The following is a 14,169-nucleotide window of genomic DNA, read 5'->3' as shown; positions in this document are numbered from 1 at the left end:
CGAAGAAGCCCGCACCCGTCTCGGTGCGGGCTTCTTCGCGTCTGCGGGCACGGATGTCGGGGAGCGCCGCCGTCGGCGGCTCATCGTAGGCTGGCGCGGTGACCGAGAAGAGCCTTGCAGAGCGGATCGGGCCCGCGCCGGCGCCGACGCTGCCCACCCATCCCGCCATCGCCGGCTGGCGTACCGCCACCCCTGACGACATCGACGCGATCCACGGCGTGCAGGCTGCTGCCGATGCGGTCGACCACCCGACCTGGATCACGCCACGCGAGGACATCGCCGACGCGTTCGATCTGAGCTACATCGATCATGGCCGTGACACGGTGATCGCCGTCACTCCCGAGGGGGAAGCCGTCGCGTTCTCCTGTGCGATGCTCCACCCATCGCGCGAGGGAACCCTCACCGTGACGATCAGCGGCGCGGTCCATCCCGCCTGGCGTCGGCGGGGGATCGGCACCGCCGCCTTGCGCTGGAGCTATGTACGCGCGCGCGAGCAGCTGGCCGAGGCCATCGCGGACGCGCCGCCGGGGGAATGGGACCTGCAGATCAAGGTCTACGCCGAGGAGTCGACCCCCGATGTCGTGACGATCGCCGAGCCCCTGGGGCTGCGCGTGGAGCGCTGGTTCACGACGATGGTGCGCGACATGTCCATCGCCCCGCCTCATCCGACGATCCCCGATGGCGTGGAACTGATCCCGTATACCGCCGACCGGGCCCTGGACGTCCTCGCCGCGCGCAACGACGCGTTCCGGGATCACTGGGGGAGTCTTCCCACCACGGAGGAGAGCTGGCGCAAGTTCGTCGACGGCGAGTTCCTGCGCCCCGATCTGTCGCGCCTGGCGCTCGACGCCGACGGCCGCGTCGTGGGCCTGTGCCTCGCGTCCGTCAATCGCAGCGACTGGGAGACGCTGGGGGCATCGCACGCCTACATCGACCTCATCGGCGTCGTGCGTGACCACCGGCGCCGCGGTCTCGCGCCGGCGGTCATCGCCGCGTCGCTCGCGGCGATCGCCGAAGAGGGGCTCAGCAAAGTCGTCCTCGACGTCGACACCGAGAACCCCTCCGGAGCCCACGCCCTCTACGAGCGCCTCGGCTTCGTCGCCACCGAGCGGTCGCTCGCGCTCGTGCAGCGATTTTGACGCCCGCGGCGGTCGCGGCTCGCCACGCACCTGCGAGAGACTGGGGGGATGAACACTCGTGCTCTCGTGATCGGTGAGGCGCTGATCGACATCATCGACGGTGCCGAGGTGCGCGAACTGGTGGGGGGAAGTCCCGCGAACGTCGCGGTCGGCGTGGCCCGACAGGGCCACGACGTGCGCCTCCTCACGCGTCTCGGCCGTGACGAGCGGGGTGCGCGCATCGCCGAGCAGATCGCCTCGTCGGGTGCGGCCCTGACGGCCGACTCGTGGGTCGACGCGCCGACGTCGACGGCGCGGGCACGACTGCGCTCCGACGGTTCGGCCGAGTACGACTTCGCGATCGATTGGGACATCCCCACTCCCACCCTCGACGACGTGGCGCTCGTGCATGCCGGTTCGATCGCGTTGTTCCTGGAACCGGGCGGCGCCGCAGTGGTCGAGGCGCTGGAGCGTGCGGCCGGTGACCGCCTCGTCACTGTCGACCCCAACATCCGCCCGGCCCTGGTGGGCGACCGTGCGTCGGCGCGGCAGAGGTTCGCTCGCGCGGCCGCGGCTGCTGACCTGATCAAGCTCAGTGACGAGGATGCCGCGTGGCTCTACCCCGACCTCGCGCTCGACGGGGTGCTGGCCGAGATCGCCGCCCACGGCCCCAGGATCGTCGTCATCACCCGCGGCGGCGAGGGCGCCATCGCACGCGGGGCCGACGGCATCGTCGAGGTCGAGGCCCTTCCCGTCGAGGTCGTCGACACCATCGGCGCGGGGGACGCCTACATGGCCAGCCTCATCTCCAGCGCACTCGACGACGACGGGATCTTCTCCTCGCAGGAGGCGCTCGCACGTGCCCTCCGGCGGGCGGCCGTCACGGCGGGGATCACGGTCTCGCGGGCCGGGGCCAATCCGCCGACGCGCGGCGAGGTGGACGCGGCCTCCTGAGGACTCGAGGGCGGAAGGCGTCGCGCGGATGCGCCTAGGCTGACGGAGTGCGACTGCGTCTCGATCTCGCCTACGACGGCACCGGCTTCCGCGGATGGGCCCGGCAACCGGGGCTGCGCACGGTTCAGGGCACGCTCGAAGCCGCGATCGCACGGATCCTCGGCGGAGATCCCACGCTCGTGGTCGCCGGCCGCACCGACGCGGGCGTGCATGCCTCTGGTCAGGTGGCGCACCTCGACCTCACCGAGGCGCAGCAGGTTCGGCTCGCCAAGGGACGCAACCCCGATCCCGACGCGCTGGCGGCGCGGCTGACCGGTGTCCTGGGGCAGTACCCCGATCTCGCCGTCCACCGCTCCACGATCGCCGTTGCGGGGTTCGACGCCCGGTTCTCGGCCGTCTGGCGTCGCTACAGCTACCGCATCGCCGACCGGGCCACCGGCTACGACCCGCTCGACCGCCTGCGCACCACGACGGTGAACGCGATGCTCGATGTCGACGCGATGGACGAGGCGGCCCGATCTCTCATCGGACTCCACGACTTCGCGGCGTACTGCAAGTGGCGAGACGGCGCGACGACGATTCGGACCCTGCTCGAGTTCGACTGGCACCGCGCCGACGACGGCGTCCTGGTGGCCAACGTCAAGGCCGACGCCTTCTGTCACAGCATGGTGCGCGCGCTCGTCGGCGCCTGCGTCGGTGTCGGGCAGGGGCGATTGACCCCGAGCGACGTCGTCGAGATCCGGGAAGCGGGGGAGCGGACGAGCGAGACGAAGGTGCTCGCCGCCCGCGGGCTGACTCTTGCCGAGGTGGGCTATCCCGCCGACGACCTGCTCGCCCTGCGCGCCGAACAGACGCGCGCGCGGCGCAGCCTCGACGAGGACTGACGGCTCTCATAGGTGACACACGGCGACAGCGCCTAGGCTGGGCTCCGGCATGAAGGTCATCTCGTACAACCTGAACAAGCACAAGGCCGCCCACGAGCTGGATCGCCTCGTGGACACTCACGGCGCCGACCTGCTCTGTCTCCAGGAGGCCGACACGGAGACCCTGCCGGTCGAGATCGCGGGGCTGCGTCTGGCCGAGGCCACCGTCCGCAACCGTCTGGGGCTGGCCGTCTACCACCGGGAGAACACCTTCACCCCGCTGGAGGTGCGTTCGCTCTCCCTGAAGAAGTCGCTGCACGACCGTGTGCTCAAACCCGCAGAGGAACGCATGCTGGGCGTCCGGCTGCGCGACATCGACAGTGGGTCGCAGTTCATCGTCGCGAGCTTCCATGCCGCGCCGCTCACAGCGCTCAACTCCCTGCGACGCAAGCAGATCCGCGCGGCGTTGGACGAGTTGAGCGGATTGGGCGACGGCTTGCCGATCCTCATGGTCGGCGACTACAACTACCCCGTGTTCAAGGAGAACCTGAGCCAGACCGTGCGCGATGCCGGTTATGAGCTCACCCTGAGTGATGTCCGCACCTACACGCGGTACAAGTTCTTCCGCGGGCACTACGACTTCGCGACGAGCGTGGGCTTCACGATCGACTCGATCACGACATTGCCGCAGGGTCGCAGCGACCACCTCCCCATCCTCATCACCGCCCGCGCTGACCCCCGTTCCTGAACGGCTATCGTCACACCGCCCGAGTATCCACGGCCCGACACCTCGTCCTCGCAGGCCCCGCGGCGTACCCTGGACGCACGCGGCGCGGCCGACGAGGGCAGCGCCGGAAGGTGAGGCGTCATGTCGAAGACGATCGTGGTCGGGGTCACCGGAGGCCCCGTTGCGCAACGCGTCGTGGAATGGGCCGTCGCTCGTGCGAGCGCGCGGGGAGAGCGGGTCGAGTTGATCTCGGTGGTCGGCGGCGCTCTCGGGACTGTCGGCGAGGAGTCGGTGGTGGAGGAGGCCCGCTCTGCCGCCGAGGACCTCTTGCAGGACCATGTGCGGACGGTGGCGGGTCGCGGCGTCGAGGTCGTGTCCCGCGTCGCGAGCGGTGATCCCGTATCGGTGCTGACGGAAGCGGCCACCGCCGCCGATGTCCTCGTCATCGGCAGCGACTATCGGGGCCCGGAAGGCGGCCGCGCCCGCGGAGTGCACGGCGTACGGATCGCGGCGAGCGCCCCCTGCCCGGTCGTCGTCGTCCCGGATCTCGACCTCGGCGCACGCAGGGGAGTGGTGGTCGGTATCGACGGGTCGAGCGTGTCCGAGCACGCCCTCCGGTTCGCCGCCGAGGAGGCGGACCGCTCCGGGGAACCACTGATCGCCATCAGTGTGTGGACGCCGCTGCAAGCTCCGCGCAACGGCCTCGCGGTTTACCCCGAGCTGTACCTCACCAACATGCAGGCCGCGACCGAAGAAGTCCAGGCTCTTGCGTTGGCCGGAGTGGCCAGCGACTTCCCCGACCTCGTCGTCGAGCGCCGTGTGGAACGCGGCTACCCCTCGCACATCATCAACGAACTCGCCTCCTCGGCGAGGCTCGCTGTCGTCGGAACGCACGGGAGAGGAGTCGTGGCTCGATTCCTGCTGGGGTCGATCAGCCACGAGGTGCTGTCGCGGCTGTCGACGGTCACCGCGGTGGTGCGGTGACCGTCGAGCCCGTCGTCACCTGACGGTCGACGTCCTGGCCGACGTGCGCGAGGCCGTCTTGTATCCGCTCTTCTTACCGGTGACCTTGATCGAGATCGTCTTGCCTTTGTCGCTCTTGGTCAGCGTGTAGCTGGTCTTGGTCGCCCCCGGGATGTACTTGCCGTCCCGGTACCAGCGATACGTGAACGTGGTCCCGCTGGTCCAGCTTCCCCGGACGAGCGTCAGCTTCTTTCCCACCTTCGCTGTGCCGCTGATCTTCGGCGTCGTCAGCTTCAATGCGCTGGGAGCGGCGACCTTCGGCGTGGACTTGGACGTCTTCGACGTGCTCCCGTATCCGGTCTTGGAGCCGGTGACTTTGACCTTCAGTGCCTTGCCGGCATCCTTCGCCTGAGGGGTGTACGACTTGGCGGTGGCCCCCGAGACGGCCTTGCCCCCCGCATACCACTGGTATCGGAGCTTGGTGCCCGACGTCCAGGTGCCGGGCTTCGCCGTGAGCTTCACTCCGGCCTTCGCCGTGCCCGCAATCTGGGGGGTCGTGGCCTTGAGCGTCTTGTAGCCACCGAAGACCTGCGTGTAGTACGGCCAGCCTGAGGCGTTGCACGCCACCCCGATGCCGATGTGCGTGAAGCTCTTGCGCTCGATGTTCTCCCGATGGCCCTTGCTGTTCATCCAGGCATCGGTGACCCGCTGCGGCGAGTAGCCGAAGGCGACGTTCTCTCCTGCGGCGCTCCAGCCGTCGGGAATCTGCGCCGCGTACCGCGGATTGTGGCTCATCGTCGAGCTGGCGGCCTGCTTCTTGGACCAGTTGATCGCCACCGTGTTGAGTGCGCCGTACTCCTTCAGGGCCGGGACGCCGGCTTTCGATCGAGCGGCGTTGACCTCGGTGAGGATCTGCTTCTGCACTTGGTCGAGCGTCATCGACGTGCAGGAGACGTTGGTGCTGGTGGCGGCGTGGGCCGTGGTGGTGGCGACCGCACTCGCCACCACCAGAGCCGCGACCGCCGTTGCGGCGACGCCGAGGCGTCGCCAAGGGCGACTGATCATCGTGATCCTCCGGGGGAAAAGGATTACTCTCTCGCCACATCTGTACCACACGTCACAGGCGACACGCCACGGGGGTTGCTGCATTGGAGCAGATGCGGGGTGTATATGCGACGACGATTGGCGTGTCGTGTCGTCATCGCGTACGATAGATCCTTGGTGTCGGCTCTGCTGATCCGTCATCGCGAACGTGAGCCCTCCACTGGCGTGTTTGCCCGGCCTCCGCCCGACAAACCCCCCGGAGTGGGATTCACGAACTTCTCCGTTCGATCAAGAAAGCAGCACTACTGTGACGCGCACTTACACCCCCAAGGCGGGCGAGACCCAGCGTGAATGGCTGGTCATCGACGCGACCGACGTCGTCCTCGGACGCCTCGCCTCGCACGCGGCGACTCTTCTCCGCGGCAAGCACAAGCCCACCTTCGCCAACCACATCGACACCGGCGACTTCGTCATCATCGTCAACGCGGCCAAGGTCGCGCTGACGGGGCAGAAGCTCCAGCAGAAGATGGCCTACCGCCACTCCGGCTACCCGGGCGGCCTCACGGCCACCTCGTACGCCGAGCTCCTGGAGAAGAACCCGGTCCGCGCCGTGGAGAAGGCCGTCCGCGGCATGCTCCCCAAGAACAGCCTGGGTCGCCAGCAGCTGTCCAAGCTCAAGGTCTACGCCGGTGCCGAGCACCCGCACGCGGCCCAGCAGCCCACCACGTACACCTTCGACCAGGTCGCCCAGTAAGCGCCGCCGAAACAGACTGAGGACAACTCATGGCCCAGAACAGCAATGCGGCACCCGTCGCTGACTCCCTCGAAGAGACCCCCGAGAACTACTCCACCGAGACCCCCGCGACCGAGACGGCGGCAGCTGTCCGCCCCGTCCTGTCGGTCCCGGGTGCCGCCGTCGGCCGCCGCAAGCAGGCCATCGCGCGGGTGCGTCTCGTGCCCGGCTCCGGCTCCATCACGGTGAACGGCCGGACGCTCGAGGACTACTTCCCGAACAAGCTGCACCAGCAGCTCATCAACGACCCGTTCACGGCTCTCGACCTCGTCGGCGCCTACGACGTGATCGCCCGCATTTCCGGCGGCGGCGACTCCGGCCAGGCCGGTGCGCTGCGCCTGGGCATCGCTCGTGCCCTCAACGAGATCGACGCCGAGAACAACCGTCCGACCCTCAAGAAGGCCGGCTTCCTCTCGCGCGACGCTCGTGTGAAGGAGCGCAAGAAGGCCGGTCTCAAGAAGGCCCGTAAGGCACCTCAGTACTCGAAGCGTTAAGTCTTCGTGTCACTGTTCGGGACGGATGGTGTGCGGGGGCTGGCCAACGGCCCCCTCACCGCCGAACTCGCACTCACCCTGGCCCAGGCGACTGCTGTCGTCCTGGGCCAGGGCCGTATCGCCGAAGCCCGCCGGGCGACGGGGCGTCGCCTGACCGCCGTGGTCGCGCGTGATCCTCGCGTCTCGGGGCAGTTCCTCAGCGCAGCGGTGGAAGCGGGACTCGCGTCCTCCGGAGTCGACGTCCTCGACGCGGGTACGCTCCCCACGCCGGCAGCGGCCTTCCTCATCGGTGACGTCGACGCCGACTTCGGTGTCATGATCTCCGCCTCGCACAACCCCGCACCCGACAACGGGATCAAGATCTTCGCTCGCGGCGGCGTGAAGCTGCCCGATGCCGTGGAGCGTCGCATCGAGGAGGCCATGGCGGGGGAGAAGCTGCGCCCGACCGGCGGTGACGTCGGGCGGGTGGTGCGGTTCTCCGACGCCGAGGATCGCTATGTCCTCCACCTGCTCGCCTCGCTCCCGCACCGCCTCGACGGCCTCCACGTCGTCCTGGACTGTGCGCACGGCGCGGCCTCCGGAGTGTCGCCCGAGACGTTCCGCAACGCCGGCGCGAAGGTCACCGTGATCGGCAACGACCCCGACGGTCTGAACATCAATGACGGCTACGGATCCACGCATCTCGAGAAGCTGTCGGCGGAGGTCGTCCGTGTCGGCGCGGACGTCGGGATCGCCCACGACGGCGATGCCGACAGGTGCCTGGCCGTCGACGCCGAGGGGCGCATCATCGACGGCGACCAGATCATGGCGATCCTCGCCGTCGCGATGCGCGACCGCGGTCAGCTGCACCGCGACACGCTCGTCGCCACCGTCATGAGCAACCTCGGGCTGCACCGTGCGATGCACGCCCAAGGAATCCAGGTGGAGACCACTGCCGTGGGCGACCGCTACGTCCTGGAGCGGATGACGGAGGGGCGTTACTCCCTGGGCGGAGAGCAGAGCGGGCACCTCATCATGAGCGCGTTCGCCACGACCGGCGATGGGCTCCTCACGGGGCTCCACCTCTGCGCCGAGATGGCGCGCCAACGGAAGAGTCTCGCAGAGCTCGCATCGGTGATGACGGTCTTCCCGCAGGTGCTCGTCAACGTGCGCGGGGTGGAGAGGTCGCGGGCGACCGCCCCCGACGTTGCCGCTGCCGTCGCCGAGGCGGAGCGGGAGCTGGGGGAGAGCGGCCGCGTGCTGCTTCGCCCCTCGGGCACCGAGCTCATGGTCCGTGTGATGGTCGAGGCCGCCGACGAGGCGACGGCGACGCGGATCGCCGAGCAGCTGGCCGCCGTCGTCCGCGGCTGAGGTCGTTCGCGGCCGGCGGGGCATCTCTCCCGGCACGCCGGGGCTCTGAGGGCTGTCTTCTGGTCGTACCATGGCGTCAAGAGCCCGCGTGGGCTCACCGAAACGGGTCGAGGTCAGCCGATGACGCAGCGCGTTCCGCGCCGACGGGGACGGGTGGCGCCATTCGACGACTGGTGGTCGGCGGTGTCGGGCGGCCGGTTCTTCACGTGGTGGACACTTGTGGCTTCCGGCCTCGCCGCGGTGTTCCTCCTCAGTCCGATCGCGGGGCCGCTCAGCCCCACCGAGACCACTGCGGCGATGTTCAGCTCTCTTCTGACCTGGGTCGTCATCGTTCTCGTGCTCCTTCCCGTCGCGGTGCTCGAGCGTCGCCTGCAGCGACCCGCGGCCCGGGGCGCACTGGTGGTCGCCGTCCTCGTGACGGTGTCCCTCCTCCGCCCGTTCCTCAACGACGTGACCGGGGGCATGCTCTTCGGACTCGTCAGCGAAGCACATTGGGCTCAGCGGATCGCCACGAACGCGCTGATCTGGTTCACCCTTCTCCCGCTGGTCGCGGCGGCCGCGAACGTCTACGAGGAGTCGCGACGCTCGAGTACCCGGCTGAGTGCGGCGCTGTCGGTGTTCGAGGACCTTCAGCGCCGGATCGCCGATTACGGAGACGAGAACGCACGTCTGCTCACCGAGGAGATCCGTCGGCTGCGGCGGCAGCGTGACGAGATGCTGGAGCGTGCCGTCGACTTCGACGCCGTGCGGGCCTTCGCCGATGACGTACGCGCGACCAGTCATCGTCTCGACGAGCGCCTGCAGACCCCGATCGATCACCGGCCGGGCTACGCGGTCTCCGCCGGCGAACGACCCCGCCCGCGTGCCGGCTCCTTCTTGGCTCAGCTCGGGCGGCCGCCCGCTGCGCTCGTCCTCGTGGTCTACTTCCTCGCCAGCGCTCCCTATACGGTGATGGTCGGCGGCTGGCCGCTGCTGTTGGCGTCGGCGAGTCTCTTGATCGCGTTCGGCGTGATCGCGGATCTCATCGCCCGGTGGGCCGAGGCGCGCGCGACGCCTCCCGTGGCGGGGGCGGTGTTCCTGATCGTCTGGACGGCGGCGGGTGCAGGCATGAGCGCCGGGGGCGCCGCCCTCACCTCCATCGCGGCGATGGTGCTCCTCGTCCCCCTCCTTTCGATTCCCGGTCTCGCGCTGATCTGCGCGATCGGTGTCGGCGCGATGAACCGCGCCGAAAGCGACCGGCAGAGCCTGTCTCAGCTCCTCACGGCGACCTCGTCGCTGGTCACGTCGCAGACCGCGCGGGCACGAGACCCCCTCTGGCGGGGCGTGGACCTCCTCCACGACCGGGTGCAGAGCACGTGCGTGATCTTCGCTGCGCGCGCCGACGAGCGGCAGCCGACGCCGCAGGAGCGCGACAGGTTCCGGCGGGACACCGATTTCGCGTTCGACGAGATCCTTGCCGGCGCGAGCGCCGCCCCTCTGGGTGGCGACGATATCGACGGTCTCCTGGCCACGTGGTCCGAAGTCCTCGATGTGCGCGCCGAGATCGATCCGCTCGCGGTCGCCGCGCTGCAGGCACCGGCGGTGGCCGCGGCCGTGGGAAACATCATCAGCGAGGGCTTCGTGAACGCCGTGAAGCACTCGTCGGCGCGCACGGCACGCGTGCGGGTGACGAGCGCCCCCGACGGTTCGGCGGTGTCGGTCGCCATCGTCTCGCCCGGAACCCTCCGCGCTCAGAGGGTGCGCGGGCTGGGGCTGTCCGCCTTCGACGACCGCGCCCGGTTGACCCAGGTCGGGCGCGATGTCGTGCTGGAGGTGGCAGTGCCCACGGTGACGACACCGGCGCCCACCCGCGCTCCCTCCCGACGATGGGACGCCCCTACCGAGCCGGTCCGCCTTCCGCCGCGCCCGACTCGGTGACCGACGCGGCGAAAGGCTCGGTCGGGTGTCCCGGCGCGGGTGTCACTCCGGTTCGGTCCACGACAGCGACTCGATGTATCGCAGCAGCACACCCTCCCGGAGCGCCCAGGGCGACACTTCCAGCTCGTCGACGTCGAGCACCGTCATCGCGGTGTGGAGCACGACCGCGCCCGCGACGATCTGGAATGTGCGGTCGGCCGTGATCCCGGGAAGCTCTTGCCGCGCCGAGGCGGGAAGCCGCGCCAGTCGCGGAATCCACGAGCCGAGGGCCGCGCGCGGCAGAAGCATCCGTTCGGTGCCGCTCCAGCCGGGCGCCGGATAGCCCGCCAGCTTCGCGAGGGAACGGATCGCTTTGGAGGACCCCACCACATGATCGGGGGACGCCTGGTCGCCCATCACCGCGGCGACCGGTTCGAGGGTCGCCCGGGCGTGCGCGCGGAGCGCCTCCACGGCGTCCTCGCCCGGCGGGTCCTCCGGCATGAACTCGACCGTCATCCGGCCGGCGCCGAGGGGAACCGATGCCGCGACCTCGGGCAGCTCATCCGACCCCGTGGCCAGCTCCAGCGAACCGCCGCCGATGTCGAAGAGAAGAATCTGCCCCGCCGCCCAGCCGAACCACCGCCGCACCGCGAGGAAGGTGAACCGGGCCTCGGACTCCCCGCCCAGCACCTGCAGCTCCTGGCCGAGGGCACGTTCGACCCGCGCGATCACGGCGGCCCCGTTGGTGGCCTCCCGCACGGCGCTGGTGGCGGTGGCGAGAAGCTCCCGTACGTTCTCGGCCTGCGCGACCGCGCGAGCGGCACGCACCGCCTCTTCCAGGGCCACGATCCCCTCTTCGCTGATCGACCCGTCGGGCGTCAGATACCGCATGAGCCGGAGGACCGTGCGGGTGCTGCTCGTGGCGAGGGGTCTGCCTCCGGGGCGGACGTCGGCCACGAGGAGGTGCACGGTGTTCGAGCCGATGTCGAGGACTCCGAGGCGCATGAGAAGAGCGTAGTGGCGCGCCCCCCATCACGACGGCGGGAGGCGACGCGGCGGGGCGAGCGGGCGGGACTAGAGTGGGCGCGATGACCTCCGACGACGCCCGCATGAGCGATGCCCTCTACCGCCGCATCGAACGCGCGGACTGGGCGCGACTGGCGCCCGGACTGGCCACCCCCCTCACCGAGGCAGAGGTGGTGCAGCTGCGCGGCATCGGCGATCGTCTCGACATCACCGAGGTCCGCGAGGTCTATCTGCCCCTCAGCCGCCTGCTGAGCGCCTATGCGGAGAACACGAAGCGCCTGGGTGCCGAGACGGCGGCCTTCCTGCGCGAGCCGGATTCCACGACGCCGTTCGTGGTGGCGGTCGCCGGCTCGGTCGCGGTCGGCAAGTCCACGATCGCCCGCCTCCTCCGCGAACTCATGAGTCGCTGGCCGGGGACCCCGCGGGTGGAGCTCGTGACGACAGACGGCTTCCTCTACCCCAACGCGGAGCTGGAGCGTCGCGGCCTGATGTCGCGCAAGGGATTCCCCGAGTCGTATGACCGTCGCGCGATGGTGCAGTTCCTCTCGGAGGTGAAGTCCGGAGCGCCCGAGGTCCGTGCCCCGTTCTACTCGCACATGCGCTACGACATCATCCCCGACGCGTACGTGACGGTGCGCCGCCCCGACGTCGTGATCGTCGAGGGGCTCAACGTGCTGGCGCCGCCGCCGGCTCCCCATGACATCGCGGTGAGCGACCTGTTCGACTTCTCGATCTATGTCGATGCCGACGTGGCACACATCGAGACCTGGTTCGTCGACCGCTTCCTCGCTCTGCGTCAGAGCGCGTTCACCAACCCGAACTCGTTCTTCCGGGTGTTCGCCGACATCTCCGACGAGGAGGCGGTGACGCAGGCCCTCGGCTTCTGGCGGGACATCAACCTTCCGAACCTCCGGGAGAACGTCGAGCCGACGAAGCACCGCGCGCAGCTCGTCCTCAACAAGGGCGAGGACCACGTCGTGGAATCGGTGCTCTTGCGCAAGCTCTGAGCCCGCGGCTCCCGCCAGATTCCCGGCGCACCGGCGCGGGGGCGACCGGCCACCCGCGTACGATTGAGCGCATGTGTGGAATCGTCGGATACGTCGGCCCCCGGCCGAGCCAGGACATCCTCTTGGGAGGGCTGGCTCGCCTCGAGTACCGCGGATACGACTCCGCGGGTATCGCGGTGATCGATGGTGACGGCGAGCTGGGGCTGCGCAAGCGCGCAGGAAAGCTGCAGGTGCTCCGCGACGATCTGTCGCACCATCCGCTCGCCGACGGCACGACCGGGATCGGTCACACCCGCTGGGCGACCCACGGCGGTCCCACCGACGCCAACGCGCATCCGCATCTCGCCGATGACGACAGACTGGCCGTCATCCACAACGGCATCATCGAGAACTTCGCCGACCTCAAGCGGGAGCTCCTCGAGGAGGGCTACAGCTTCCGCAGCGAGACCGACACCGAGGTGGCCGCTGTGCTCCTCGGACGCGAGTATCGCCGCACGGGTGACCTCGAAGCCGCTTTCCGCGCCGTGGTGTCGCGCCTGGAGGGGGCGTTCACCCTCCTCGCCATGCACCGCGACGAGCCCGGTCTCGTCGTCGGAGCCCGCCGCAACTCGCCGCTGGTGATCGGACTCGGAGAGGGCGAGAACTTCCTCGGCTCGGATGTCGCGGCTTTCGTGGAGTACACGCGCAATGCGCTCGCCATCGGTCAGGACGAGATCGTCGCGATCACGCCGGAGGGGGTGACGGTGACCGACTTCGAGGGGTCTCCCGTCGCCGCGGAGCCCTTCGAGGTGGTGTGGGACGCCTCCGCCGCGGAGAAGGGCGGATGGTCGTCGTTCATGGCGAAGGAAGTGTCCGAGGAGCCCGACGCCGTGGCCAACACCCTGCGCGGACGTCTCCGCGACGGCGAGGTCGTGATCCCCGAACTCGAAGGACTCGACGAGCTCTTCGCCGGCATCTCGCGGGTGATCGTGGTCGCCTGCGGGACCGCCGCCTATGCCGGGCTCGTCGGAAAGTACGCACTCGAGCAGTGGACGCGGGTTCCCGTGGACGTCGAGCTGGCCCATGAGTTCCGCTACCGCGACCCGGTGATCGGGCCGGACACGCTCGTCGTCTCCATCTCGCAGTCGGGCGAGACGATGGACACCCTGATGGCGGTGAAGTACGCCCGCGAGCAGGGTGCGCGGACGCTCTCGATCTGCAACACCCAGGGCGCCACGATCCCGCGCGAGTCGGACGCGATCGTGTACACGCACGCGGGGCCCGAAGTCGCCGTCGCCTCCACCAAGGCGTTCGTCGCCCAGATCACGGCGCTCTACCTCCTGGGCCTGCACATGGGACGGGTCCGTGGAGCGCTCACTCTCGCCGAGTCGGCGCGGAACGTCGCTGAGCTCGAGGCGGTGCCGGACAAGATCGCGTGGGTTCTGGAGAAGGAGCAGTCCCACATCGAGCAGTTCTCCCACTGGATGGCGGACACGCAGTCGGTGCTCTTCCTCGGGCGCCACGTCGGCTACCCGATCGCCCTCGAGGGAGCCCTGAAGCTCAAGGAGATCTCCTACATCCACGCCGAAGGCTTCGCCGCCGGCGAGCTCAAGCACGGGCCCATCGCCCTCATCGAGCCGGGTCAGCCGGTGTTCGTGATCGTCCCGTCGCCGCGGGAGTCGGGTGAGCTCCACAAGAAGGTGGTCTCGAACATCCAGGAGATCCGTGCTCGCGGCGCCCGGGTGATCGCGGTCGCCGAGGAGGGCGACGCGGCCGTCCTGCCGTTCGCCGACGAGGTGCTGCGCATCCCGCTGGCCGGTGCTCTCTTCGAGCCGTTGCTCGCGGTGGTGCCGCTCCACATCTTCGCGATGGGGCTGGCGACGGCGAAGGGGCTGGATGTCGACCAGCCGCGGAACCTCGCGAAGTCGGTCACGGTCGAATAGGGCATCGATGAG

The 14,169-nt window shown here is 69.4% G+C and carries 13 protein-coding genes; 11 read left to right on the top strand and 2 right to left on the bottom strand.

Annotated features, from left to right (window positions below; all coding sequences use genetic code 11):
- Positions 1-98 precede the first annotated feature (98 nt).
- The 5 genes from AVP41_RS10300 (at position 99) to AVP41_RS10280 (ending at position 4,646) form a co-directional block, all read left to right on the top strand.
- The gene (locus AVP41_RS10300; protein ID WP_067164023.1) at positions 99-1,139 is read left to right on the top strand and encodes a GNAT family N-acetyltransferase; all 1,041 of its coding nucleotides are present in this window, start codon (positions 99-101) and stop codon (positions 1,137-1,139) included.
- A 48-nt stretch (positions 1,140-1,187) separates the two neighbouring features.
- The gene (locus AVP41_RS10295; protein WP_067164021.1) at positions 1,188-2,072 is read left to right on the top strand and encodes a carbohydrate kinase family protein; all 885 of its coding nucleotides are present in this window, start codon (positions 1,188-1,190) and stop codon (positions 2,070-2,072) included.
- A gap of 47 nt (positions 2,073-2,119) precedes the next feature.
- Positions 2,120-2,956 carry a tRNA pseudouridine(38-40) synthase TruA gene (gene truA, locus AVP41_RS10290; RefSeq protein ID WP_067164019.1) on the top strand — a complete coding sequence of 279 codons (837 nt, stop codon included), beginning with the start codon at positions 2,120-2,122 and terminating at the stop codon, positions 2,954-2,956.
- Positions 2,957-3,005: 49 nt separating this feature from the next.
- Positions 3,006-3,683 (top strand): endonuclease/exonuclease/phosphatase family protein, encoded by a 678-nt coding sequence (locus AVP41_RS10285; RefSeq protein WP_067164017.1) that lies wholly within the window; start codon positions 3,006-3,008, stop codon positions 3,681-3,683.
- Between the two features lie 120 nt (positions 3,684-3,803).
- Positions 3,804-4,646, top strand: coding sequence for a universal stress protein (locus AVP41_RS10280; RefSeq protein WP_067164015.1), 843 nt, complete (start codon positions 3,804-3,806; stop codon positions 4,644-4,646).
- 15 nt (positions 4,647-4,661) lie between these two features.
- Here the strand turns inward: AVP41_RS10280 and AVP41_RS16660 are convergent, their stop codons facing one another.
- Positions 4,662-5,690: a CAP domain-containing protein gene (locus AVP41_RS16660; RefSeq protein ID WP_157532452.1), complete on the bottom strand. Its 1,029-nt coding sequence runs from the start codon at positions 5,688-5,690 to the stop codon at positions 4,662-4,664.
- A gap of 286 nt (positions 5,691-5,976) precedes the next feature.
- On the opposite strand from AVP41_RS16660, the gene rplM reads away from it, so the two are divergent.
- The 4 genes from rplM to AVP41_RS10255 all read left to right on the top strand — a co-directional run bounded on the left by rplM (position 5,977) and on the right by AVP41_RS10255 (position 10,223).
- Positions 5,977-6,423: a 50S ribosomal protein L13 gene (gene rplM, locus AVP41_RS10270; RefSeq protein ID WP_067164013.1), complete on the top strand. Its 447-nt coding sequence runs from the start codon at positions 5,977-5,979 to the stop codon at positions 6,421-6,423.
- 29 nt (positions 6,424-6,452) lie between these two features.
- Positions 6,453-6,956, top strand: coding sequence for a 30S ribosomal protein S9 (gene rpsI / locus AVP41_RS10265; RefSeq protein ID WP_067164011.1), 504 nt, complete (start codon positions 6,453-6,455; stop codon positions 6,954-6,956).
- 6 nt (positions 6,957-6,962) lie between these two features.
- Positions 6,963-8,306: a phosphoglucosamine mutase gene (gene glmM, locus AVP41_RS10260; RefSeq protein ID WP_067164009.1), complete on the top strand. Its 1,344-nt coding sequence runs from the start codon at positions 6,963-6,965 to the stop codon at positions 8,304-8,306.
- Positions 8,307-8,426: 120 nt separating this feature from the next.
- Positions 8,427-10,223 (top strand): hypothetical protein, encoded by a 1,797-nt coding sequence (locus AVP41_RS10255; protein ID WP_067164006.1) that lies wholly within the window; start codon positions 8,427-8,429, stop codon positions 10,221-10,223.
- Between the two features lie 42 nt (positions 10,224-10,265).
- Here the strand turns inward: AVP41_RS10255 and AVP41_RS10250 are convergent, their stop codons facing one another.
- A complete protein-coding gene (locus tag AVP41_RS10250) occupies positions 10,266-11,207 on the bottom strand; it encodes a Ppx/GppA phosphatase family protein (protein ID WP_067164004.1) in 942 nt (313 codons plus the stop codon).
- Positions 11,208-11,290: 83 nt separating this feature from the next.
- Between AVP41_RS10250 and coaA the strand changes: the two genes are divergently transcribed.
- Both coaA and glmS read left to right on the top strand, forming a co-directional pair.
- Complete coding sequence (gene coaA / locus AVP41_RS10245) at positions 11,291-12,235, top strand: type I pantothenate kinase (protein WP_067164002.1); 945 nt, start codon at positions 11,291-11,293, stop codon at positions 12,233-12,235.
- Positions 12,236-12,306: 71 nt separating this feature from the next.
- Positions 12,307-14,157: a glutamine--fructose-6-phosphate transaminase (isomerizing) gene (glmS, locus tag AVP41_RS10240; RefSeq protein ID WP_067164000.1), complete on the top strand. Its 1,851-nt coding sequence runs from the start codon at positions 12,307-12,309 to the stop codon at positions 14,155-14,157.
- Positions 14,158-14,169: the final 12 nt, after the last annotated feature.

The organism is Microbacterium sp. TNHR37B (assembly GCF_001620065.1).
Lineage (GTDB): Bacteria > Actinomycetota > Actinomycetes > Actinomycetales > Microbacteriaceae > Microbacterium.
The sequence above is the reverse complement of the archived record's forward strand: the minus strand, read 5'-3'. Positions and strand labels throughout refer to the sequence as shown.